Genomic DNA, 24,164 nt, shown 5'->3' with positions numbered 1-24,164 from the left:
CATTGACACTTGAGGGGCGGTTTTTACTCAGGCCTCTGGAAGCATAGAGACATGCGCCGTGTACGGGGAAAGACTAGACAGGAAACAGATGGGTGGTGCGATCATGTTAGGCCGCGCCATATGAGAAAAAATTTAGCCGCTAAAACCGCATCTCTACAGCACAGCCTTAAGCACGATTCTACTTTGTTGGCTCGGTGTAGTATGTTGTAGTAGTATACTACAACATACTACACACTACATACTCGCTAGATTTCGCCATCGAATGAGTCATTGGTAGAGTTTTTCCATCGCCACTGCAGTTCATCTTCATCATTGAGAATAAAAAGTCCTGACCAAATAGCGACCCAAAATTGCATTGTCACTAGCCACGGCCTACCCATGATCCATCCAATGCCTCTCACCCCTGAAACCCACAATGGTTCGCGACGGGGAAATTTTGTAGAGGGGCTAATAACTCTCAACTTAGGAGCCCCAAACCCCCATCGCCAGTAGTCTTGCAGCCTTTGCTTCGCCCATTTTATAGAGTTACAGTTCCACCAAACGCCCCATCGAAACTTCCACTCATCGTGCATCAGCCAGCTATGTGTCAAATAGGAAACTTGAGAATCGAATTGAGAGATCACCTCCCCCCCTTCAAGCTCTACTTGACACTTACGGAACTGTACAGACTCGATAGAAAACATCATTTTGTTATCCGATAACGTAATCAACTCCTAGCATGGCACATTCACCATGCTGCATACGATGGGACGCTCATCAATGTCACTCAAACAGATCTTTTCTTGATAGCGAATTCCTCCTCCAGCAGCCTCAAAGAATACTTCAAGATTTGAAATATTATGTTTTTTTGAGCGAAAAGCCACCTTCGATACTTTCGCATCGGCATCAGTAGGCTTTGCTAACTGTAAGGAGTATTCCAGATAGCTCCCCAGAGGTATCCATCTTGCCCCCAAATGGTGACGACGAGCCCAAAGCTTATGGGAACGACGATAAGTTTTGAGCAAAAGGAACCTAGTTGTATAACCCCAAAGCCAAGAAAGAGCCTTCGCTATTAAGCCAAACGGCATTGGAATAGACATACCTACCCAACCTTCTACTTATTTATTACCGACCACTCTTTTTTTAAACCTAGGAGTATTTTCAAAATCAAAGTCTTGACCAAACACCTCAGTAATTCGCCCCATGATTACCTCATAATCCTCCTCAGCCCGATTACGCGCCCAACATTGGCTATTATTCTCAATATTTTCATCCAAACTGATTAGCTCATTACGTCCAAAAAGTGCAATATACTTTGGAATTGCAACCTGAAACCTTTTGTCTGCTTGTGAGTAGCTTAAGCTTGATGTGTAGTAGCCTATTACTATGGAGCAAAAAAGTTCTTGCCATTCATCAGAGTCGGATAAATTCAACAGAGCATCAAACTGTCTATTAGTAAAATCCGGGTGATCCTCACCTATAACCCAGGCTTTCACATCTTCACCATGCTGCAACAAACTCTCCTTGACAAACCACCCCATCGTTTTTCCAACATCATCCGTCTTAATGCAATGATCAATTTTCATACGAGCATCTTCACTTAAAAGTGAGTATACGCTTGTATTTTCTGAAATATAATAAACCAAAAAAGACAATGGATTTCCAGATGAAGCTACATTACCATAATAATCTTTATCCCCATCAACTTCTCTTAGAATAAAGTCAGGGTTTCTATTTGACAACACCTTAAGCGCATTTAAGTTAACACGCCTGTTTTTCTCGCAACTATCATCTTCCAGCTTAAAAACAAGCTTCCATAAAGTGCGAAACATACGAACTTCAACAGCCGGCTTCGTCCGGCTCAAATATCTACTCTCTATATATCTTTTAACCTTTTCCTGAGAATTCAAAATCGCAGAATTTTCGGAAAGATCTTCCAGAAGCTCTGTCATGACTCGCTGAGTATAGAAAGGGGGCTTGACTAACAGACCTTCGAGAGTATTTCTAAGCAAAGACCTTGCAGTCTCTTTGTTGGGAGAGTGTAGCTCACGTTCGGAATTTAAAACTGGGTGTGCCGAAAGGTGCCTTTGCTTCTGGAGGTATCTTAAATTTTCGTATTCATAAGAATCAAGCAAATACGTTTTTTCGTGAGCTTCATCCAGCAGCTTCAACTCCCACGATGAAGTCTTATAGTCCTTTTCCTGTATACCTGAAACTTCATTCAGAATCTCTTTGGCAGCCGCATCATCGTATAAATCCACAAGGCTTTGCAGTTTATAGACAATATCACATATTGCTACTGACCAAAGCATAACAACAGCAGAGCGATAGTTACCATTATTGTAAGACGACAAGACCTCTTCAAAGTACCCTTTCGTTTTTCCATAGTGGATCTGTTCAGCCTTTCGCTCAAGAGAGAATTCATGCATAGGGGAATCCAATAATTAATAAATAAAATCTTAAATATTATTCAGTCTATCCAGCTTCAAAACCAAATCCTCAGCTCGCAGGTGCGTATATCGCCTCAGCATCTGCATGGACTTGTGACCACTGATTGCCGCTACCTCTTGGTCAGACAGCCCTGCTTCTACTAATCGGCTGACTGCCTCATGTCTTAAGTCGTGGAAGCGAAAATCACTGAGCCTAGCTTTCTTTTTCGCCTGGTTCCAGAGTTTGGTATAGGCGTAGGGGGCGCGCTTGCCATCCTTTCCAGGCTCGCCAAAGAACACCAGGTCGCAATCGATTGGCCGCACAGGATTGCTCAGCGCCTCCTTAAACACTTCGGTGGCAGCTTGGGTCAGCGGCACCAGGCGGGCTTCGTTGTTCTTGGTGTCCGTGAGCCGCACCACGCGGCGTTTCACGTCGACCTGGGAGCGAGTGAGGGTCAGGATCTCCGAGGAGCGCATACCCGTCTCCAAGGCGATTCTGGCGATCCAGGCCAGCATGGGGTTGCTGTGCTGCCGTAGCACGGCGAACAGACGCTTCTCCTCGTCGGGGCTCAGGCGTCTGTCGCGGCCTTCCCCAGGACTGGGTTTGCGGATGTTCTGGACGGGGTTGTAGGTCAGGCCGAGGCCCCATTCCTGGATGGCCACGGTGTAGAGATGGCCAAGCAGGGCGAGTTCCAGGCGCACGGTGTTGGGGCTAATGGGCTGTCCCCGACGCCCCAGGCTGTTGAGCCGCGTGTCGCGGTAGTTGGCGATCAGTTCCGGCGTCAGGGCCGCCAGGGAGTATTTGCCCAGGTGCTCAATCAGCGTGTTGGCCTTTTGGCGTTCGCTCTTTTGGGTGCTGGGCTTCTTGGTAGGGGTAACGTCCGCGAGGTAGCGCTTGAGTGCCGCTTCCAGCGTCATCCGCTCCGAGGCGCTGCGTTGGATATAGACGCCACGCACCATTTCGTCTTCGGTGCGGCGTGCCCAGTCCTGGGCGTCACGCTTGGTGCGGAAGGTCTTGGCGGTGGTCGGCCAGCCGGTCTTGCGGATGACGGCTTTCCAGCTGCCGGCAGGGGTCTTGACGATGGTGGCCATGAAGGTCTCCAGGGGGCTGAAGGATCGGCACTGTACCGAAACTGTACCCTTGGACTATGGGACTCACCATAGAAAATTCTTAAGTAGTTGATCTAAATGGTGGGCCCAGCTGGACTCGAACCAGCGACCAAGGGATTATGAGTCCCCTGCTCTAACCAACTGAGCTATAGGCCCGTATCAGCGGCTGCGTATGATATCGAAAGCCGCCGGCCGAGACCAGTGGCGATTCCTCATGCCACCCCAGGCAGGCGAATCGACATGATCCAGCTCATGTCCCTGCAATTCCGTACACGCCGATTAAGGTCACGCCCCGAGGCCCGCCTGCCCCAATCCCTTTGCATGCACCGTCTCATCGCCTGCTGGGGCTCAGTCCGACCCTCAGGCCCCGATGAAGACCAAGTGCGCGACGAGTTCCTCTGCCTCTGTTGATAATGCTTATCAATGTCATATTTGTTCACTATAATGCCGCCCGTCCCGAAACATTCCGTTCCGTTCTGCTCAACACAATTTACAAGGCACGACATGCAACCCATTCGCTTGACAGCCGGGCTCACGGCACTGGTCGGTACCCTGCCCAGCCTGGCACTCGCCCAAGACACCACCGAACAAGACACCATGGTCGTGGTCGGTTCTCGCACACCTACCGAAATCAGCCAGATACCCGGTGCGGTCTGGGTGATCGGCCAGCAGGAACTGCAAGACCAGATCCGCGCCGGCGCCGATCTCAAGACCGCACTCGGCAAGCTGGTACCCGGGTTGGACCTGGCGCCCCAGGGGCGCACCAACTACGGCCAGAACATGCGCGGCCGCACCGCCCAGGTGCTGATCGACGGCGTCTCGCTGAACAGCTCACGCGGCATCTCGCGACAGTTCGATTCCATCGATCCCTTCAATATCGAGCGCGTCGAGGTGCTTTCCGGCGCCAGCAGCCTGTACGGCGGCGGGGCAACCGGTGGCTTGATCAACATCATCACCAAGAAAGGGGAACGCGAAGGCTTCCACCTGGCCACCGAGACCAGCGTGACCTCCGGGTTCAACGACGCTGACGACCTGAGCTATCGCCTTGCCCAGTCGATCAGCGGTGGCACCGAGAACGTCAAGGGTCGCATCGCCGCCGCCTACGAGGACAATGGTCGCCACTACGACGCCAATGGTCAGGAAATCTTCCCCGACATCGCCCAGACCGATCTACAGGACAATCGCAGCATCGATGTCATGGGCAATCTCGACATCCGCCTTGCCGAACAGCAGACCCTGCAACTTGCGGCCCAGATCTACGAATCCGGTTACGAGGGGGATCGTGGCGTCTACTTCCCCAACTTGGGAGCCACCACGCCGAACCTCGACGATGCCGAGATCCGCGACGGCTATAACTCCGACCGCGACCCGGCCACCGACCGCAAGATGGTCAACCTGCAGTATCATCACGGCGACCTCCTCGGCCAGGACTTCTACCTGCAGGCTTATCATCGTGAGGAAGAAGCCAGCTTTCAGGCCTTCCCCTATCCGGTTGAAGGCGGCTACCAGTTCAAGGCCTCCAAGCAGAACACCGATCTCTCCGGGCTCAAGGCACTGTTCGATGCCAACCTGACCGACAGCCTGACGCTAACCTATGGGCTGGACCTCGACCGCGAGTCCTTCGATGCCAACCAGATGTCATTCGACAAGTCGGCCTCCGATGCCAGTGGCGGTCTGGTACAGCAGGATGCCGGGACCGCACCGCGCTATCCGAGTTACCAGGTCGATGGCCTCTCCGCCTTCGCCCAGAGCGAATGGCAGGTCACCGAGGGGCTGCAACTTTCCGCCGGCGTGCGCCAGCAGCACATGGATGTCGAGGTCGAGGACTTCCAGGGCGTCCCCGGTGGTGAGAACGATTATGACGCCACCCTGATCAACGCCGGCGCGCTCTACGACTACGGCAACGGCCACCAGAACTGGCTGCAATTCAGCCAGGGCTTCGAGCTGCCCGACCCGGCCAAGTACTACGGCAAGAGCGCCGAGGTGAGCGTGGCCGAAAACCCGCTCTCCGCCATCAAGACCGATCAGGTCGAGATCGGCTGGCGTTATCGCGGTGCCGACTGGATGACTCAGGCGGCGCTCTACTACGCCTGGTCCGACAAGGCCGTGGAGAATGCCGAGGACCTCAGTGTCAGCGTGGTCGAGCAGAAGAAGCGCGACTACGGCTTCGAGGGCTCGGTGACCCGTTATTTCGACAACGGCTTCGAGGTCGGCAGCACCTTGCACACGGTCCGTTCCGAGCAGAAGAACGAGGCTGGCGACTGGGAAAAGCGCGACGCCCGCTATGCCTCGCTCTCCTCTGCCACGGCCTATGTCGGCTGGCATGATCCGAATGGCGAGCGTTCCGCACGCCTGCAGGCCAGCCATGCCTTCGACCTGGAAGATGCCGACGACCGCGAGATCGATGGCTACACTACCCTGGATCTGTCCTTGAGCCAGCGCCTGCCGGTGGGCGAGCTCAGCCTCGGCGTCTCCAACCTGCTCGACGAACAGTACTCCACCGTCTGGGGTCAGCGCGCGGCGATGTTCTACTCGCCCTACTATGGCCCGGAGTACCTCTACGACTATCAGGGACGCGGGCGGACCTATACGCTCGGTTGGTCAATGAGCTACTGAGCGCCCGGGCGGTGAGCGGCGGGGACGTGCGTGTCGTCCCCGTTCTCGCCGGATCTCACGGCGCTGCGGCCTCGTGATTTGGATCGTCCATCTGACCAGCAGTTTTGATAACGATTCCTATTTATTTTACTATCCCGACACGTTCCTCTTCGACGGTGGCCCATGTCCTTCGCGCTGTCATCGCTGTATATCGGCCCCATGGCACAGTTGATGCCGCCGCGCGTCTCGACTCGCACCGCGCCAGATACCGTCGCGGCCAGCGAGTTGCTGGACCCGGCGCGCCTCGAGGCGCTGATGGCCGATTTCAATGCTCACTACCCCGGGGGTGATCGCCGCGCCCTGGTCTCGATATGGACCAAGTGGCACTTCGCCAGCCTGGCCGCCACGAGCCTGGCCGCCAATCTGATCCTGGAGCGCGACCTTCCCCTAGCACTGGACGATCTGCGCCTGGTTCTGGCCCCGGAAGGCCATGTCGCCGGATTGTGCCTCAAGGACGAAGGTCGCCCCTTGGCCGAGCTGGAAGGCACGGCTCGCTTCACCACCCTGATCGATGATCACCTGACACCCTTGATCGAAGGCCTGGCAGCCTATGCCGGGGCCTCCCCCAAGGTGTTCTGGAGCAATGTCGGCAACTACTTCGAGTATTTCGTCAGCGTCCTGCCGATGCATCCCATGGCCTCCTCGGCCATGGCCGAACCGGCCCATCACCTGATGGCATCCCGCACCCTGGCTGACGGACGTCGCAACCCGCTGTACCAGCCGGTGCATTATGTCGAAGCAAGCGAGGCCTCCCCCAAGCGAGTGCGTCGCTTGTGCTGCATCCGCTACCTGATCGACGAACTGGGCTATTGCGAGAACTGCCCGCTGGAGTGCCGGGAGCGCCGTCGTCATCAGACGGAGTCGACATGACAGGCCTCGCCTCTGATCGCCAGCGTGTCCAGGCCCATACCTCGCGAGACCTCAGAGCTTATGGACAGCGCTACGGCATCGACTATCACTTCCCAGACCTTGGAGCTCGGCCACGTACCGTGGTGCGTGGACGCGTGCAGGAACTCTCCCCCGGCCCGGGCATGCAACTGGTGGCCTCCGACGTCGAGGTACTGGAGCGCTACGACTCCCGTTCCCGGGCGCCGGCCCCCTTATCGATCATCGTCATGCTGGAAGGAGCGGCCGATGTCAGCCTGGGAGGCGACCATCTGACGTTGCGCTCCGGCATGGCACTCAGCGTTCAGCTCGACGACCGCCATGGCCTGAACGCCGTGCAACCCGCCGGACAACACATCCGCGCCCTGACCCTGGGGCTCGATGAGTCTCGGCTGACCACCATGGCCGGCGAGCCGATGCCCTGCCAGACATCACGCATGCGCGCCTGGCGACTGCCGGGAACGCTGCGCAGCGCCCTCGAGGAAGCCATCACCACACCACTGGAAGGCGCCGCCCGACGCCTGCAGTTCGAGGGGCTGAGCCTGCAATTGCTGGCCCATGGCCTGCCCGAGGCTCGCCGAGGAGCGGTCACCCTCCCCACGCCGGGCGAACAACAACGTCTTGAACGGGTTCGCGAAGCCCTGCGAGCCGACCCCGCCCGCGAGCATCGGCTCGATGCCCTGGCCGAGCTCGCCGCCATGAGTCCGGCCAGCCTGAGGCGCAAGTACAGCGCCGCCTTCGGCAAAAGCGTCTTCGAGGATCTACGCGAATACCGCCTTGCCCTGGCCAGGGACTACCTGGCGCGCGGCTTCAGCGTGCAGCAGGCCGCCCACTTCTGCGGCTATCGCCACGCCAGCAACTTTGCCACCGCCTTTCGGCGCCATTACGGCGTCTCGCCGAGTTCCCTCGCCGACGCTTCTTGAGCGTTGCGCATCGGCATGTGAGCGCTCCCCATACGTACGACGCTCCACTAAAAGCAATAATTCTCATTACACAAGAGAGGCGCTGAATACATCACCGAGCATAGTGAAGCGCAAGGCGCACACGGAGCACAGAAAGCGAGATATAACACCTCGTTAGGCGAGCTTTCGAGTACGCGCAACGCAGCGATTTGCATGCGCAGGCATTTATTCAGTGCTTCCCAAAGCTTCTTGGCCCGATAACAGCACAACCCGACAGGATACCTGCATGTTCCGACCCACTCCCCTGGCGCTCGCCGTCGCCCTGGCGGCCTCCGGTAGCTCACTGGCTGTCCAGGCCCAGCAGACCGAGCAGCTCGGCACCGTGACCGTCACCGGTACGGCGGCGACCAAGACCGAAACCCCCTTCAGCGAGACGCCCCAGGCCATCTCCATCATCGAGAACGACGAGTGGGAAGAGCGAGGCGCCGAGACGGTCCAGCGCGCCGCCAACTATACGCCCGGCGTCTTCACCAACCAGATCGGCGCGTCCAATCGCTACGACTATATCGTGATGCGCGGCTTCTCGGATGGCAGCATCAACAACACCTTTCTCGATGGCCTCAAGGTGATGGGCGATGCAGGCTCCTTCAGCTCGATGGCTATCGATCCTTACTTTCTCGAGAGCATCGAAGTGGTCAAGGGGCCTGCCTCGGTGCTCTATGGCCGCGCCTCCCCTGGCGGCCTGGTGGCGCTCACCAGCAAGCGTCCCGAGTTCGAGCAATCAGGCCAGATCCGTCTTGGCGCCGGCAACAATGCACAAAAGAACGCCGCCTTCGATCTCACCGGTCCTCTGGACGACGAGCGCCGCCTGGCCTATCGCCTGACCGGCCTGGCGCGCAGCGCCGATACCCAGTTCGGCCCGGTAGAAGAAGAACGTTACACCCTGGCGCCCTCACTCACCTGGGACGCCACCGATGACACCAGCCTGACGCTGTACGCCTATCTGCAGAAAGACCCCGAAGGCGGCTACCACTCAGGCCTGCCCTTTGCGGGCACCATTGAGGATCACGCTGGGCGTCGACTCTCCAATACCTTCTTCGAAGGCGAGGAAGACTTCGAGAACTTCGAACGCGAACAACGGATGTTCGGTTATGCACTGGAACACCGCTTCAGCGACGCCCTGACCTTCCGACAGAACGCCCGCTACCTGAACGCGGACGTCACCATGGACCAGGTCTACGCCTATGGCTGGGCCAACGACACCGACCTCATCCGTTACTACTCCGGTGGCCAGGAAGATCTCGAGGCCTGGACCATCGACAACCAATTGCAGGCCAACCTGCAGACCGGCGCTGTCGAACACACTCTGCTGTTCGGTGCCGACTATCAGCAGCGCGAGAATGACGTACGCTGGGACTACGGCACCACCGATCCCCTCGACGTCACCGACCCGCAGTACGGCAGTGACGTCTCCATCTACCAGACCGACGACCAGCAGCGAGATCTCAACCAGACCGGCGTCTACCTGCAGGATCAGATAGCCGTCGGCAACTGGCACATGGCACTGGGCCTGCGTCACGACTGGGTCGACATCGAGAACACCAATGAAGGCACCGGCACCACCAGCGAACTGGACGACACCCAGCTCAGCGGCCGTGCCGGCCTGCTCTATGCGTTCGACAATGGCGTCTCACCCTACCTCAGCTACTCAACTTCCTTCTCGCCCAATGCCTATACCGACGAGAATGGCGACCTGCTGGCCCCCACCGAGGGGGAACAGGTCGAAACCGGCCTGAAATTCCAGCCGGAGGGCACCCGGGACCGCTACAGTATCGCGCTGTTCCATATCTCCCAGGAGAACGTCGCGACCAAGGACCCCAACGAAAGCTTTTATCGCGCAGTGGGCGAGATCGAATCCCAGGGCGTCGAGCTCGAGGCCCACACCCAGTTGACCGACAACCTGCGTCTGCAGGCCGGCTACAGCTACACCGACGTAACCTACGCGAAGACCGAAGACGACACCCAGGGCAACACCGCCAACCAGGTACCGCGCCACCAGGCCAACGTCTGGGCCAACTACGCCTTCGACCGCGGCACCCTGGCGGGCCTGGATGCCGGACTGGGGGTACGCTACCACGCCGACATCTATGCCGATGAGGAGAATACCGAGAAGGTCCCCGACTACACCCTGGTCGATGCCACCCTCGGCTATGACCTCTCCCGGGTAGGCCTGGAAGGCGTCTCGGCACGGCTCAACGTCAGCAACCTGCTCGACAAGGAGTACGTCGCCTCCTGCTACGACCTCAACTACTGCTACTTCGGTGCCGAGCGCAGCGTAAAGGCCACTGTCAGCTACGATTTCTGATCAAGACCGATCTCCTAGACGAACACCGGCGGCCGAGGGCCGCCGGTTTTTTTGGTTCATCGCACTTTGCCGCTCGGCCGCGCTGCACCAAGGCCTCGTAGGCGCATAGGGCAACTAAAAGGTGGCGTCTGCCGCGGCGATCTCGCCAGTCTGCACGCGCCATTGGGCCGCATATCGACCTTGTCGCGACAGCAGCTCATCGTGACGCCCACGTTCGACGACGCGCCCGGCCTCGACGACCGCGATCTCGTCGGCATGCACGATGGTCGAGAGCCGGTGGGCGATCATGATCACCGTGCGGCCATGGCCGATCCGCGCCAGCGAGCGCTGGATGGCCGCCTCGGTCTCGTTGTCCACGGCGCTGGTCGCCTCGTCCAGCACCAGGATCGGCGGATCCTTGAGCAAGGCCCGAGCCAGCGACAGCCGCTGGCGCTGGCCGCCGGAAAGCCGTACGCCACGCTCGCCGACCGGCGTGTCGAGCCCTTGCGGCAGCGTCTGGATGAAGCCCCAGGCCTCGGCAGTGCGAGCCGCCTCGATCACCTCATTCTCATCGGCCTCGGGGCGACCGTAGGCGATGTTGTCGCGCACCGTGCCCTCGAAGAGATAGACATCCTGGCTGACCAGGCCGATGGCCTCGCGCAACGAAGAAAGGGTGAGCGTCTCGATCGGCTGGTCGTCGATCAGCACCCGCCCCTCTGCCGGATCCTGGAAGCGCAGCAGCAGCTTGATCAGTGTCGACTTGCCCGACCCCGTAGCACCCACCAGGGCCAGGGTGTGGCCGGACGGCACCTCGAGATCGACATCCTCGACCCCGGCGCCGGATTCGGCGTAACGAAACCCCACGCCTTCGAAGCGCACCGCGCCATGCACCGGACGCGCCAGATCGGAACCGCCGGCGTCATGCACCTGGATCGGCGTGGCCAGTAGATCGAGGATACGCCGAGTGCTGGCCATGGCCCGTTCGAACAGATCGATCACCTGGGCCAGCCCGGTCAGCGGCCACAGCAATCGCTGGGTCAGGAACACCAGCACGCCATAGGCGCCGACATTGAGGTCACCACGCAGGGCCATCATGCCGCCCACCGTGAAGGTCGCCAGAAAGCCGGTGAGGATCGCCATGCGAATCACCGGGATGAACGCCGAGCTGATGCGGATCGCTCGGCGGTTGGCTTCCACATAGGCCTCGCTGGTCTGACGCAGGCGCTCGGCCTCGCGCGCCTCGGCGGTGAAGCTCTTGATCGTCGCGATGCCCGCCAGGTTGTTGGACAGCCGGCTGGCCAGTTCGCCGACGCGCTCGCGGACTTCCGCGTACAGCGGCCCGGCCTTGCGCTGGAAGAAGAAGGCCCCCCAGATGATCAGCGGAATGGGGGTAAAGGCCAGCAGCGCGATCAGAGGCGAGAGCACGAAGAACACCGCTCCCACCGCCACCACGGTGACTCCGACCTGGATCATGGAATTGGCGCCACCGTCGAGGAAGCGCTCGAGCTGGTTGACGTCGTCATTCATGATCGCCACCAGGCGCCCCGAGCTCTGCGACTCGAAGAAGCTCATGTCGAGGCGTTGCGCGTGTTCGTAGGCATCCTGACGCAGCTCGGCCTGCAAACGCTGAGCCAGGTTGCGCCACAGGATCTGGTAGAGGTACTCGAACAGCGACTCGCCGGCCCAGATCAGGAAGGTCAGCACGCCGAGCACCAGGATCTGCTCGCGGGCCGTGGTGAACCCTAGCCCAGCGACGAAGCTGTCCTCCTGGTTGACCACCACATCGATGGCCACCCCGATGAGAATCTCCGGGGCGATATCGAACAATTTGTTGATGATCGAACAGACCGTGGCGGCAATGATGTGTCGTCGATGCCCTCGGGCATAACGCAACAGGCGGCCCAGGGCCTGGAAACTACTTCGACTCGACATGCATGGTCCTCCTTGAGCGCACGGGACACCTCGACACGCAGACAAACGAAAAACGCCAGGGCCGGCGAAGAACCGACCCTGGCGAATCTGGTAGCACCGCATATGGGCGCGATCAGGCGATGCCTCAGGCAGTGGCAGCCTGGTAGCGACGCTCGACTTCGTCCCAGTCAACCACGTTGAAGAAGGCCGCGATGTAATCGGGACGCTTGTTCTGATACTTCAGATAGTAAGCGTGCTCCCACACATCCAGGCCCAGCACCGGGGTGTTGCCGTGCATCAGCGGGCTATCCTGGTTCAGGGTGTTCTCGACCACCAGCTTGCCTTGCGGGTCGACACTGAGCCAGGCCCAGCCGCTGCCGAAGCGACCCAGGGCCGCCTTGGTGAAGGCATCCTTGAAGGCGTCGAAGCCGCCCAGCTCGCTGTCGATGGCCTCGGCTACCTTGCCTTTCGGCTGACCGCCGCCCTGCGGCGACATCATCTGCCAGAACATGGAGTGGTTGGAGTGGCCGCCGCCGTTGTTGATCACGGCCTGACGCTTGTCGTCGGGCACGCGATCGAGATTGGCGACCAGCTCGTCCACCGGCACTTCCTCGAGTCCGGTACCCTCGAGCGCGGCATTCAGATTGTTCACATAAGTCTGATGGTGCCGCGTGTGGTGGATCTCCATGGTCTGAGCATCGATATGGGGTTCCAGGGCATCGTACTGGTACGCAATCTCGGGCAGTGAATGCGGCATGATGAAGCATCCTCCTCGTTGATGAATGGTCGCGGGACCGCGACTCGTCGCATACAAGAGTATGGCAAATCAGGACCCTAGACACTAACGCAAAATGATTATCAATTTTCCATAGATTTTCTTCATCGCCCCTATTGGGCGAATATTGATAACCATTCTTATCTGCTTTAGTCTAGCCGGGCGCGAGGCCGTCGATAACGCTCTCACGCTCCCCAAGAGATGTGGAGTCCATCATGTTCGAAGTCAAGGCCGCGACCTTCGAGGTCAACGGCAGCCGACTGTTGCATCCCACCGACCTCAGCTTCGACGAGGGACGGGTCTATGGCCTGATCGGTCATAACGGCTCCGGAAAATCGACACTGCTCAAGCTACTGGCCCAACAGCAACCCGCCAGTCACGGCGAGGTGCGCTTCGACGATCGCCCCCTGGCCCGCTGGGGCCACCGCGAGTTCGCTCGCCAGGTCGCCTACCTGCCCCAGCACCTGCCCAACGCGGAGAACCTGACCGGTCGCGAGCTGATCGGCTTCGGCCGCTACCCCTGGCACGGCCTGCTCGGGCGCCATACCCGCGAGGACCAGAAGCAGGTCGAGCGGGCCATCGCGCTCACCCACACCCAGCCCTTTGCCGACCGGCTCGTCGATACCCTCTCCGGCGGCGAACGCCAGCGCGTCTGGCTGGCCATGCTACTGGCCCAGGGCAGCCGCTTCCTCTTGCTCGACGAGCCCCTGGCGGCCCTCGACATCGCCCACCAGGTCGAGGTTCTGGCACTGGTGCGCCAGTTGTGTCGTGAACTCGGCCTGGGCGTGATCATCGTGCTGCATGACGTCAACATGGCGGCGCGCTACTGCGATCACCTGGTGGCCCTGCACAGCGGTCGAATCCTCGCCCAGGGCAGCCCCGGGGAGATGATGGACGATGCTACCCTCGAGGCCATCTACGGCATTCCCATGCGTGTCATGTCCCATCCCGGTGGAGAACATCCCATCGCCGTCGTTCATTGACCCCAATCCATGACGTCATGCTCCTGAGTTTCGGTCCCGTCCTCCGCTCCACCGCGTACCGTCGCGCCACCCTGCGTGGGCTGGCCGTCTCGCTGCTTCTCGGCTGTCTCATCGTCGCGCCGACTGCCCTCGCCGCCTCGCCCCGCATCGCGACGCTCGACTGGACGCTCGCCGAGACCTTACAGGCACTCGGTACGCCGCCCACGGCAGTCGCCCAGGTCGATGCCTACCACGACTGGGTCGGCGAGCCGCACTTGCCCGACACGGTGGCCGACCTCGGTCTGCGCACCCAGCCCAATCTCGAGTTGCTCGCGGATCTCGATCCCGACCAGATCCTGATCTCGCCGATGTTCGCCAATCTGAGGCCACGCCTGTCACGCATCGCCCCGGTCAAGAACTTCACGCTCTATACCCCCGGGCGCGACACCTGGCAGGAAATGCGCGAGCTGACACGCAGCGTCGCCGACCAGGTCGATCGGTCACAGGCCGGCGAACGGTTGATCGCGTCCACCGAGACTCGCATCGCCGAGCTGCGTGACCGGCTGCCCGAGCAGGTCCCGCCCCTGTTGGTGATCCAGTTCATGGATGCGCGTCACGTCCGCGTCTTCGGCGACAATGGGCTTTACCAGGCGGTACTGGAACGCCTCGGCCTCGACAATGCCTGGCCCGGCGAGACCAACGCCTGGGGCTTTTCGTTGGTCGGCATCGAGGCGCTGGCGAATCTGGATGCTCGCCTGGTGGTGGTCGAGCCATACCCCGCCGGCGTCCGTGAGACGCTCGACCGCAGCGGGCTCTGGCAAGGATTGATACAGGAAAGCCGGGGCGAGCCCCTGGTGCTGCCGCCGGTCTGGAGTTTCGGCGCCCTGCCCTCGGCACAGCGCTTTGCTGAGCAACTCACCGCTGCGCTGGAGGCTCCCCATGCTCGCTAGGGCATCGTTTCGCCTGACCCCTGGCCTCGCCTGCGTCTTGCTCTGCCTGGCACTCGTGGCACTGGCCGCGACGAGCCTGAACGCCGAAACGGGGCTCGCCACCGGCCTTCAGGCCCTGTTCGGCGACGCCAACCTCACGATGGATGCTCTGGTCCTGCACTTCAGCTGGTGGCCGCGGCTGGTCATGTCGCTGCTGGCCGGCGGCGGCCTGGCCCTGGCAGGCGTCTTGATGCAGCAGGTACTGCGCAATCCCCTGGCGGCGCCCACCACCCTGGGGGTGGCCAGCGGTGCCAACCTGGCCCTTATGGTCGCCACCCTGTTGGCCCCCGGACTGCTGGGCTGGGGACGCGAATGGGTCGCGCTGCTCGGCGGGGGCTTGTCCATGGCGCTGGTGTTCTCGCTGGCCTGGCGACGCGGCCTGGCGCCGGTGATCGTGGTGCTCGGCGGTCTGGTGGTCAATCTTTACCTGGGGGCACTGGGCATCGTGCTGTTGCTCTTCCACCAGGAGGAACTGAAGGGACTGCTGATCTGGGGAGCCGGCTCGCTGGCCCAGAACGACTGGGGCGGCGTGACCTTTCTCGCCCCTCGCCTGCTCGTCGGTGCCCTGGTGGCCTGGCTGCTGCTGCGCCCCTTGGCGGTGCTCGAGCTCGACGACGCCAGCGCCCGGAGCCTCGGTGTCTCGCTGCGCGCCTTGCGGCTGGCCGGCCTGGGCCTGGCCGTCTTTCTCACCGGCTGCGTGGTCAGCGTGGTCGGCGTCATTGGCTTCATCGGCCTGGCCGCGCCGAACATCGTGCGCCTGGCCGGCGCCCGCCGCCTCGGTCAGCGTCTGGTCTGGTCGACGCTGCTCGGCGCCCTCCTGCTGGCCACCACCGATCAACTGCTCCAACGTTTCACCGGCCAGGTATCAGGCCTGATTCCGACCGGCGCCGTCACCGCCGCCCTGGGTGCGCCACTGCTGATCTGGCTGATTCCTCGTCTGCGCCTACGCGGCGATCAGCCACCAGGTTCGGCCACCGCACCGGCCGGCCGGCATCCTGCCCCCGGCCGCCTGGCAGCTGGCCTGGTCCTGGCCCTGGCGATCGTGACCGTGGCCGCACTGCTCGCCGGGCAAACCGCCGGCGGCTGGTCCTGGCTCTCGCCCGGCAACTGGGATGTCCTGCAATGGCGGCTGCCGCGGGTCCTCGCCTCGGCCGGTTGCGGCGTGATGCTGGCCCTTGCCGGCACCCTGATTCAGCGCGTCACCGCCAATCCCATGGCCAGCCCCGAGGTCCTGGGCATCAGCGGTGGCAGCGCCATCGCCCTGATCCTGGCCATCTTCCTGCTGCCCTCGCCGAACAACCTGACGCTGGTCGGCGTCGGTACCCTGGGGGCCATGGCCAGCCTGGCGATTCTGATCATCTTCAATGGCCGCAGCGGCCTGCTGCCCGAGCGCCTGCTGTTGACCGGGGTGGCGATCACCGCCGCCTTCGATGCCGTGCGCGCCATCGTGCTGGCCGGCGGCGACCCGCGCGGCCAACAGGTCATCGCCTGGCTCTCGGGGTCCACCTACTATGTCGACCTGACCAGCGCCCTGATTGTCGTCGCGCTGGCCCTGGCGCTCGGCCTGCTGACCGGCCCACTCGCCCGCTGGCTGGATATCCTGCCGCTGGGGGCTTCCACATCCCGGGCACTCGGCATCGGCCTGAAACGTTCGCGCCTGCTGCTGTTGCTGCTAGTGGCCCTGCTCACCGCCGCCGCCACCCTGGTAGTCGGCCCGCTCTCCTTCGTCGGCCTGCTCGCCCCCCACCTGGCCCGCCTACTGGGCTTCTCGCGGGCGAGCATGCACCTGCTGGGCGCGGCCCTGGTCGGCGCCCTGCTGATGGTGCTGGCCGACTGGGTGGGCCGTCAGCTGCTGTTCCCGCAGGAAATTCCCGCCGGCATCGTCGCCTCCCTGCTGGGCGGCGCCTACTTCATGTGGGGGTTGAGAAAGTTATAAGTCGGAAGGAGGAAGAGGGAAGAAGCGGCGGAAAGCGAGCAACGAGCAGCATCGTGGCAAGAGAGGCCGGGAAAAATCAAATGGCCCGAGGTGCCTTCCAGCGCCTCGGGCCCTCTTCTTTCTTCGCTCTTATTGCTTAGCTCTTCCTTGTCTTTTCCCCTACCACTGGTAGCTCAAGCTACCGATAACACTGCGCGATTCTCCGTAGTAGCACCAGTAGTCGCAGCTGGCCACATACTCCTTGTCGGTCAGGTTGTTGACGTTGAGCTGGGCCCGCCAGTTCTCGGCGAAGTCGTAGCTGGCCATGGCATCGACCAGGGTGACATCCGACACCGTGATGTCGTTGTAGGTACTCTCGCCGATATAACGCACGCCGCCGCCAAGCTTGAGCCCCTGCAGGGCGCCTTCCTGGAAGGCGTAGTCCAGCCAGGTCGAGGCCTGATGACGCGGAATCAGGCTCTTGCGCTCGCCACCCTCTCGCTCGGCATCGGTATAGGTATAGGCGGCGGTGAGCTGCAATTGGTCCGTCAGGTAGCCGACGCCTTCCAGCTCGAGGCCCTGTGATGTCTGCTTGCCCACCTGTTCCTGGCGTCCGCCCCCGGTCGTGACCAGGCTATTGCGCTGCTCGAGATCGAAGACCGCCGCGGTGACATAGCCATCCCATCCCGGCGGCGCGACCTTGACGCCGGCTTCCCACTGCTCGCCTTCGAGGGGCTCGTAGAGGCGTCCATCGTCATCGACGCTGGCCTGCGGCTCGAAGGACTCGGTGTAGCTCAGGTAGGGATTGATGCCATGGTCACCGAGGTACATGACCCCGCCGGACCAAGACACCTGATCGTCGTCGGCGCGTTGCGTGGTGCCGGTGGTACGGTTGACGTTATCGGTCTCCGCCTGGTCATAACGCACGCTGCCGAGCAACACCCAACGGTCGTCGATACGCAGTTGATCCTGCAGATACAGGCCGGTCTGCTGCTTGTCGATCTCGCGCTCGATCAGTTGATCCTCGGTCACCGGCGTGTAGTTGCCGTACTGGGGATCGAAGATGTCGATGGGGTCGCCAAAGGTAAAGAGATCAGCCTCCTTGCCCTCGAGGCCGAGATCCTGATAGCCGAGGCCGATCATCAGAGTATTCTCGGTGCGATCGGTGTACCACTTGCCGATCAACCGGTTGTCCATCGTCCAGCTATCGATCTCGCCATCCCGATAGACCAGCCCACGAGTGGCCAACCGATCGGACCCGGGCTGACGAGCAGAGATATAGGTACTTCGCAGATCCATGTCCAGATGGCTGTAGCGCAGGTTCTGCTCGAAGCGCCAGGTGTCATTGAGCTGGTGGCGAAGCTCGTAGCCCAGGGAAGCCTGGGTGCGTTCATTGGTATCGTAATCCGGCTCGCCATAGCTGGTCTGCGGATCGACCTTGCCGAAGGGCGTGTCCTCGACCGTACCGTAGGTCAGCTTGAACGGGTTGGTCGGTATCGCATCGTCCTTCTGGATGCTCGCCAGGAAGGTCACGCTGGTATCTTCGCTGAAATCCACCTCGAGGCTGGGCGCAAAGTAGTAGCGTTCGTTCTCGGTGTGATCGAGATCGCCATCGCGCTCCTTGACCATGCCAACCATGCGGTAGCGGACGTCACCGCTCTCGGTCAGGGGCCCCGAGGTATCGACACCGAGCTGACGATGCTGCCGATTGCCGACCTGAAGGTTGACCTCGCCTCGCGGCTCGCTCGTCGGGCGCTTGCTGACGGCGTTGATCAGGCCGCCAGCCGGTGCCTCGCCATAGAGAATCGACGAAGGCCCCTTGAACACATCGACGCTTTCCAGGCCATAGGGCTCGGGTAGCCACTGATAGTAGCCCGTCCGATAGATGCGCAAGCCATCCTGATAGGTCGACTGATCGAACCCCCGCACCTTGAACCAGTCAGTATCGTTGTCAGCACCGTAATGCCCCGCCAGCACACCGGCACGATAGCGGAAGGTCTCGTCGAGGCTCTGGACATTGCGCTCTTCGAGTTCCTCACGCTGGACGGTCGATACCGGACGCGGCGTCTCGACCAGTGGCGCGGCCACCTTGAGGGCGGTACCGACCACCACGACGGTATCGGATTCGACGACCTCGTCCTGGGCCAGGGCAACCAGCGGCGCACCCAGCAGCGCACCGGACAACGACAGGCCCAATGCGCGCCGAACGGCCAGAGCCATCGGCGAACGGGACGGGGCGAGGAAGTGTGAATGTGGCATCGGCAAGCCTCGGCGATGGGAATGAGAGCGAATGACACGGTGCCGGAAACGACGACGCCGGCACACAAACGTGGATGATAATTGTTGTCACCTAGATTAACAATTATGACCAGTCCGCCTTCAGCGCCCTTTCAACGCCGTACAAGGCGGTGTCGACCCGTTCCCGTCGCAATCCGGCGATGTCCATGGAGCTGCGACCTCATTCCTTGCTACGCTAGTTTCCTTTTCGGGGATGCCACATGTCGACACGATGCACCATGCCAGGCGCCGGACTCTGGCGCCTGGGACTAGGGATGGTCCTGTTTCTGCTGCCCTTGACGGGCATGGCGCACCCGCATGTGTGGGCCGACATCAGCGTGAAGGTAGTTCTCGATGACCAGGGACGCGTCGAGGCGCTCCGCCAGCGCTGGCGGCTCGATCCCTTCTACAGCCTGATGCTGATAGAGGAACTGAAAGGCGCCGAAGGGGATGCTCCCATGGAAGCCCGCCTCGACCAGTTGGGATCCGAGATCCGCAACAACCTGGCCCCCAAGGGCTACTTCACCGAGATACGACACGACGGTGAACCGGTCGCCGTCGATGAGGTCGAGGAATACACCACCATGGCCCGTAATGACCGAGTGGAATTCCTGTTCAAGCTGCCCCTGGCCCATCCCCTGCCCCTGGGCGATTCGGCACTTCGCTACCGGATCTATGACCCGAGCTACTACATCGAGATGGTGCACGAGATCAACGACGACCAGACACCACGAGACGATGCCTTGATCGTCGTCGGCGGTGATTGCACGACCCGCATCATCGCCGCTGACCCGGACCCGGAGCAGGTCGCCATGGCCGCTCGCCTGGACCGCACCGACGAAGCGCCGGAGGGCCTGGGCCGGTTCTTCGCCGAAACGGGGGAAATTCGATGCACTCCATGATGGTAACCTGCCAGGACACCTACTGTACCGCCTCGAACCGGAAAAGCCCCGATGTCCAACACCCTCGATAGGTCACCACGCCTCTCCCGATGGCTGGGCATCGCCGCCTTGCTGGCGGTGCTGCTGTTCCTCTGGTCGCTGAAGGAACATGGCCAGGCCATCGGCCTGCAACTGATCACCTGGCAGCGCGATCTGCACCGCGCCTTGACCCTGGCGATCAGCGAGCTTTCCGGCGCGCCCTCGGCACACACCTGGAGCATCCTGCTCGCTCTCAGCTTCGGTTACGGCGTGTTCCATGCCGCCGGCCCCGGCCACGGCAAGGCCGTGCTCGGCACCTACCTGCTCACCCAGGGTGGCGACCTGCGACGCGCCCTCACCCTTTCCTGTGCCGCCGCCCTGCTGCAGGCCGTGGTCGCGATCACCCTGGTGACGGTGCTGGTTCACGGCCTCGGTTGGCTGACACGTCAGGCCATCGGTTCGGTGATCTGGGTCGAGCGCGCCAGCTACCTGACGATCACCCTGCTGGGCGCCTGGCTGTGCTGGCGAGCCATCCGACAACTGCGCCCTGCTCATCCGCACCATTCCCACGCCTCTCATCCCCACGACGATCACGCCCACCCACACCACGCTCACCCTGCGAGTTGCGACTGCGCCCACCACGTCACTCCGGCGCAAGCCAGCGATTGGCGCACGGCCCTGCTCACGGTGGTCTCCATCGGCATTCGTCCCTGCAGCGGCGCCGTTCTGCTGGTGGGGGCCGCATCACTACTGGGGCACTTCTGGGTCGGCGTACTGGCGACCCTGGCCATGGCGGCAGGTACCGCCTTGACGGTCTCCACCCTGGCCCTGGCCAGTGTCGTGGCGCGGGGCTGGGCAGAGCGCCGCCTGGCTCGTCAATCGCACGTTGGCCGCCTCAAGCGAGGCCTCGGCTGGACCGCCCTGGGCGGTGGCCTGCTCATCCTGCTACTGGGCATCAGCCTGCTCATGGTCGAACCGGGGGAGCAGGCCGTATTGCCCTTGCTGAACAACCCGGCCATGGAGTCGGATGCCACGCCCGAGCCTTCTTCCCCCCTGGGCCTTTAGAGGATGGCATCCCCAAGACACGTCACCTGCTGGCAGCACACCCGGAATGTGCCAGGGATTTCAATATCGACATGTGAGAACTCCGTTCACGAGAGGGGCAATCAATAGCCAACGGTGAAGCGTTGGCGCACGTGCCTGGGCTGCTCAAGCTCATCCACCAGCGCAAGGGCATAGTCTTCAAAGGAAATGCGAGAGCCCTCGTCAAAGGTCAGCAGCGTATCCTGCCCCAGACGAAACCTTCCGGTACGCTCGCCGGGCACGAACTCGGCCGACGGCGATAGAAACGTCCAGTCGAGATCATCGACATCACGCAGAAAGTCCAGAAACTCGCCACCGGCACGGGCTTCGGCCTTGTAGGCCTCGGGGAAATCCGGCTGGTCGATGAGCTTCTCGCCGGGCGCCACCTCGAGGCTGCCAGCCCCGCCGACCACCAGGTAGCGTGCCACGCCGGCGTCACGCACGGCGCCCACCAGCGTCCTGACATCGCTTGCCGTAAAGGGCACGGCACTGATGACCGCATCATGGCCCTCGAGCAATGCTCCCAATGCCTGGCGATCGTTGGCATCGCCTTGTTTCGGCGCCACCCCGGACAATACGGCGATCCTCTCGACATGGCGGGCAATGGCGGTCACCCGATGTCCCCGATCGGACAGTTCGGCGAGAATGCGCGAACCGGCATCACCCGACGCCCCGATAAGTGCAACCTTGGCCATGAGACACCTCCTTGAGTTCATCCTCGGCACGTGGTCTATAAAGCAGACCGTGAGATAAACTTATGGGAGTTCCCGTGACGGCACAAGACGTCATCGTCACCTGACTCGGTCACGGCAATGTGACCATTGAACCCTCATGCATGGAGAGATCATGGCGACACCCCCCGACAGCGACGAGGTGATCCTCGAACAACCCTGCCCGATTCGCGATGTGCTCGACCGCATCGGCAATCAGTGGAGTCTGCTGATTCTGGAAGCGCTTGCCCCGGGCAAGCTGCGCTTCAACGCCCTGATGCGCGAGATCGGCGATATCTCGAAGCAAATGCTCTCCCGCACGCTCAAGCAACTGGAGCAGGATGGCTTCATCACGCGCACGCTCTATCCCGAGGTTCCTCCGCGGGTGGAATACTCCCTGACGCCGCTGGGGCATTCCTTTCTCGAGCCGATGCAGCAGCTCGTGGACTGGGCGGATACGCATCACCACGCCATCGTGGCCGCTCGCGCCCGATATCGGTCCATGCAAGCGTCGCCGTGATGCCCGGCCCCATCTCGGACGATGCCGGGCCTGACGAAGGCAGGCTCGTCCGTTCAGACGCCATCCAGACTGCCCACCGCATCCCGGCTGGCCCGCTCCCGCTGCTGGCCGGCCAGCTCGCGAAGCCGGCCATCGCGCATCTCGAGCAGGCGGTCCGCATGGGCGAAATAGGCATCATCGTGGCTGACGGCCAGCACCGTCTTGCCCAGTTCGCGCAGCCGGGGCAGCAAGGCCTGATAGAAGGTCCGCCGGAACTGCGGGTCCTGGTCGGCGGCCCATTCGTCCAGCAGCAGGAAGTCACGTTGCTCGGCGACGGCCAGCAGCAGTGCCAGGCGCTTGCGTTGCCCCTGGGAAAGCTGCGGGTTAGCGACGCGATCACCGTCGAAATGCAGCTTCTCGTCCATGCCCAGCCGATCAAGCCAGTCGTCGACCAGGGCAGGGTCGGGTGAAGCGCCTTCCGGCCCCATCACGCGGTCGAAGAGATGAAAATCGGTGAAGACCGCCGAGAAACCGCCCCGATAAGCCTCCCACCGCTTCGGTTCCAGCGGCTGCCCATCGAGCAGGATCTCCCCGTCATGCGGCCGATAGAGACCGGTCAGCAAGCGGGCCAGCGTCGACTTGCCGCTGCCGTTGCCACCGATCAAGAACACCTGTTCACCACGTTTCAGCGTCAGGTCGATGGGGCCGACCTCGAATCCCCTCCCCTGCTCGCCGTCGGCATAGCGGAAGGTGACACCGCGCAACTCCAGGGTCTGCCACCCCGTCATGGACTCGCCGCTGGCGAAGGCTTCCCGGTAATCGGCCAGTTGCAGGCTCTCGAGCTTGTCGAAGGCGACCTGGGCACCGAGCAGCGTCGGCAAGGCGCCCACCGCCTGGATCAGGGGCGTACGCAGGAACAGCAACGTCAGCGAATAGGTCGCCGCCACATTGGTATTGGCCCAGCCCAACCCATTGGCCAGAAAGAAGGCCAGACCGATGGCCCCCAGCATCATGATGTTGGACCAGTTGACCGCACTCAGGTGAAAGGTGTCGGAACGGATGATGTGGTGGCGATACTCACGCGCATTGCGGGTATAGACCTCGTCGAACAAGCGCCGCGCACGATCGCGATTGAGCGCGAGCTCCTTGCGACCCTCGATCACCGCGGCGTAGTCCTGGTAGAGGCGATCCTCGGTCTCGCGCACTCGGCCGAGGTGGCGATAGACCCGCGAGACCAGCAGCCAGCCGACCACCACGGTCACCGCCACCCAGGCGGCCGTGACCGCCAGCATGCCGGGTGACAACCAGGCCAGGTACAAGGCCGACCCTACCGTCAGGATCACGCCCTGCACCAGTTCGGGCAAGCGCACGAAGGCAATGGTGATCTGGCGTACGTCGCTGGAGAGGCTGGCCATGAGGTTGGCACCACCCAGTTGCTCGACGCGCTCGATATCCGTGTCGAGGATTCGCTTGATCAACCGCCCGCGCAGTCGATAGACGAAATGGTGCCCCAGGGTGGTCAATGCCAGTTGCGCCCCGAGGGTAATGCCCAGCAGCAGCACGATCAGGCCGATGAACTGCGGCAACACGACCAGCGGCTCGCCGTGCGCCTCGATCAGCTGCCGGTTGATGAAGGCGATGACCCCGATACCCAGGCCGGCACTCGCCAGGCTGAGCAGCATGACGGCGATGAACGGCCAGCGGTAATGGCGAAAGACGACGCGTAACAGTTCCACGGTGAATCCTTGTTCGAGAGGGCGGGAGGAATTGTCCGCTCCGAGGCGCTCGCGTCAATGCGCCAGCCCCGAACGGGGACCAC

The 24,164-nt window shown here is 61.6% G+C and carries 18 protein-coding genes and 1 tRNA gene; 10 read left to right on the top strand and 9 right to left on the bottom strand.

All coding sequences use genetic code 11. From position 1 onward, the window contains the following. Positions 1-713 precede the first annotated feature (713 nt). From A9O65_RS17200 to A9O65_RS09135, 4 genes are all read right to left on the bottom strand, one after another. Positions 714-1,079, bottom strand: coding sequence for a hypothetical protein (locus tag A9O65_RS17200; protein WP_139180650.1), 366 nt, complete (start codon positions 1,077-1,079; stop codon positions 714-716). A gap of 18 nt (positions 1,080-1,097) precedes the next feature. After that, a complete protein-coding gene (locus A9O65_RS16935) occupies positions 1,098-2,408 on the bottom strand; it encodes a hypothetical protein (RefSeq protein WP_074749297.1) in 1,311 nt (436 codons plus the stop codon). A 30-nt stretch (positions 2,409-2,438) separates the two neighbouring features. Beyond that, positions 2,439-3,500 carry a site-specific integrase gene (locus tag A9O65_RS09140; protein ID WP_064701939.1) on the bottom strand — a complete coding sequence of 354 codons (1,062 nt, stop codon included), beginning with the start codon at positions 3,498-3,500 and terminating at the stop codon, positions 2,439-2,441. Between the two features lie 97 nt (positions 3,501-3,597). Continuing rightward, positions 3,598-3,674, bottom strand: a tRNA-Ile gene (locus tag A9O65_RS09135). Positions 3,675-4,022: 348 nt separating this feature from the next. Here A9O65_RS09135 and A9O65_RS09130 point away from each other — a divergent pair. The 4 genes from A9O65_RS09130 (at position 4,023) to A9O65_RS09115 (ending at position 10,325) form a co-directional block, all read left to right on the top strand. Next, positions 4,023-6,134, top strand: a complete 2,112-nt coding sequence (locus A9O65_RS09130) for a TonB-dependent receptor (protein ID WP_064701938.1) — start codon at positions 4,023-4,025, stop codon at positions 6,132-6,134. Between the two features lie 162 nt (positions 6,135-6,296). Next, positions 6,297-7,043: a siderophore-iron reductase FhuF gene (gene fhuF, locus A9O65_RS09125; RefSeq protein WP_064701937.1), complete on the top strand. Its 747-nt coding sequence runs from the start codon at positions 6,297-6,299 to the stop codon at positions 7,041-7,043. Next, on the top strand, positions 7,040-7,981 hold the full coding sequence (locus A9O65_RS09120; protein ID WP_082919892.1) for an AraC family transcriptional regulator: 942 nt from the start codon (positions 7,040-7,042) through the stop codon (positions 7,979-7,981). The genes fhuF and A9O65_RS09120 overlap by 4 nt, the downstream gene beginning before the upstream one ends. Positions 7,982-8,246: 265 nt before the next feature. Continuing rightward, a complete protein-coding gene (locus A9O65_RS09115) occupies positions 8,247-10,325 on the top strand; it encodes a TonB-dependent siderophore receptor (RefSeq protein ID WP_064697938.1) in 2,079 nt (692 codons plus the stop codon). A 114-nt stretch (positions 10,326-10,439) separates the two neighbouring features. On the opposite strand, the gene A9O65_RS09110 is transcribed toward A9O65_RS09115, so the two are convergent. Next, complete coding sequence (locus tag A9O65_RS09110; RefSeq protein ID WP_064701936.1) at positions 10,440-12,236, bottom strand: ABC transporter ATP-binding protein; 1,797 nt, start codon at positions 12,234-12,236, stop codon at positions 10,440-10,442. Between the two features lie 124 nt (positions 12,237-12,360). After that, entirely contained in the window at positions 12,361-12,972 is a 612-nt protein-coding gene (locus A9O65_RS09105; RefSeq protein WP_064697936.1) for a superoxide dismutase, read from the bottom strand. A gap of 233 nt (positions 12,973-13,205) precedes the next feature. Between A9O65_RS09105 and A9O65_RS09100 the strand changes: the two genes are divergently transcribed. From A9O65_RS09100 to fhuB, 3 genes are read left to right on the top strand one after another with little or no spacing between them, the layout of a single operon-like run. Then, positions 13,206-13,973 carry an ATP-binding cassette domain-containing protein gene (locus A9O65_RS09100; protein ID WP_064701935.1) on the top strand — a complete coding sequence of 256 codons (768 nt, stop codon included), beginning with the start codon at positions 13,206-13,208 and terminating at the stop codon, positions 13,971-13,973. Positions 13,974-13,990: 17 nt separating this feature from the next. Beyond that, on the top strand, positions 13,991-14,902 hold the full coding sequence (locus A9O65_RS09095; RefSeq protein WP_082920148.1) for an ABC transporter substrate-binding protein: 912 nt from the start codon (positions 13,991-13,993) through the stop codon (positions 14,900-14,902). After that, positions 14,892-16,877 (top strand): Fe(3+)-hydroxamate ABC transporter permease FhuB, encoded by a 1,986-nt coding sequence (fhuB, locus tag A9O65_RS09090; RefSeq protein ID WP_064701934.1) that lies wholly within the window; start codon positions 14,892-14,894, stop codon positions 16,875-16,877. Before A9O65_RS09095 ends, fhuB begins: the two co-directional genes overlap by 11 nt. Positions 16,878-17,036: 159 nt before the next feature. On the opposite strand, the gene A9O65_RS09085 is transcribed toward fhuB, so the two are convergent. Beyond that, positions 17,037-19,115, bottom strand: coding sequence for a TonB-dependent siderophore receptor (locus tag A9O65_RS09085; protein WP_064701933.1), 2,079 nt, complete (start codon positions 19,113-19,115; stop codon positions 17,037-17,039). A 239-nt stretch (positions 19,116-19,354) separates the two neighbouring features. Here A9O65_RS09085 and A9O65_RS09080 point away from each other — a divergent pair, with 239 nt between their 5' ends. Both A9O65_RS09080 and A9O65_RS09075 read left to right on the top strand, forming a co-directional pair. Next, positions 19,355-20,035 (top strand): DUF1007 family protein, encoded by a 681-nt coding sequence (locus A9O65_RS09080; protein ID WP_244534389.1) that lies wholly within the window; start codon positions 19,355-19,357, stop codon positions 20,033-20,035. Positions 20,036-20,086: 51 nt separating this feature from the next. Further along, positions 20,087-21,118: a nickel/cobalt transporter gene (locus tag A9O65_RS09075; protein WP_064697930.1), complete on the top strand. Its 1,032-nt coding sequence runs from the start codon at positions 20,087-20,089 to the stop codon at positions 21,116-21,118. A gap of 101 nt (positions 21,119-21,219) precedes the next feature. On the opposite strand, the gene A9O65_RS09070 is transcribed toward A9O65_RS09075, so the two are convergent. Further along, the gene (locus tag A9O65_RS09070; RefSeq protein WP_064697929.1) at positions 21,220-21,831 is read right to left on the bottom strand and encodes an NAD(P)-dependent oxidoreductase; all 612 of its coding nucleotides are present in this window, start codon (positions 21,829-21,831) and stop codon (positions 21,220-21,222) included. A gap of 151 nt (positions 21,832-21,982) precedes the next feature. On the opposite strand from A9O65_RS09070, the gene A9O65_RS09065 reads away from it, so the two are divergent. Continuing rightward, a complete protein-coding gene (locus tag A9O65_RS09065; protein ID WP_064698599.1) occupies positions 21,983-22,366 on the top strand; it encodes a winged helix-turn-helix transcriptional regulator in 384 nt (127 codons plus the stop codon). Positions 22,367-22,419: 53 nt separating this feature from the next. On the opposite strand, the gene A9O65_RS09060 is transcribed toward A9O65_RS09065, so the two are convergent. Continuing rightward, complete coding sequence (locus A9O65_RS09060; RefSeq protein ID WP_064701932.1) at positions 22,420-24,081, bottom strand: multidrug ABC transporter permease/ATP-binding protein; 1,662 nt, start codon at positions 24,079-24,081, stop codon at positions 22,420-22,422. Between the last annotated feature and the right edge of the window lie 83 nt (positions 24,082-24,164).

The sequence above is a fragment of the Halomonas caseinilytica genome (assembly GCF_001662305.1).
Classification (GTDB): domain Bacteria; phylum Pseudomonadota; class Gammaproteobacteria; order Pseudomonadales; family Halomonadaceae; genus Halomonas; species Halomonas caseinilytica.
The sequence above is the reverse complement of the archived record's forward strand: the minus strand, read 5'-3'. Positions and strand labels throughout refer to the sequence as shown.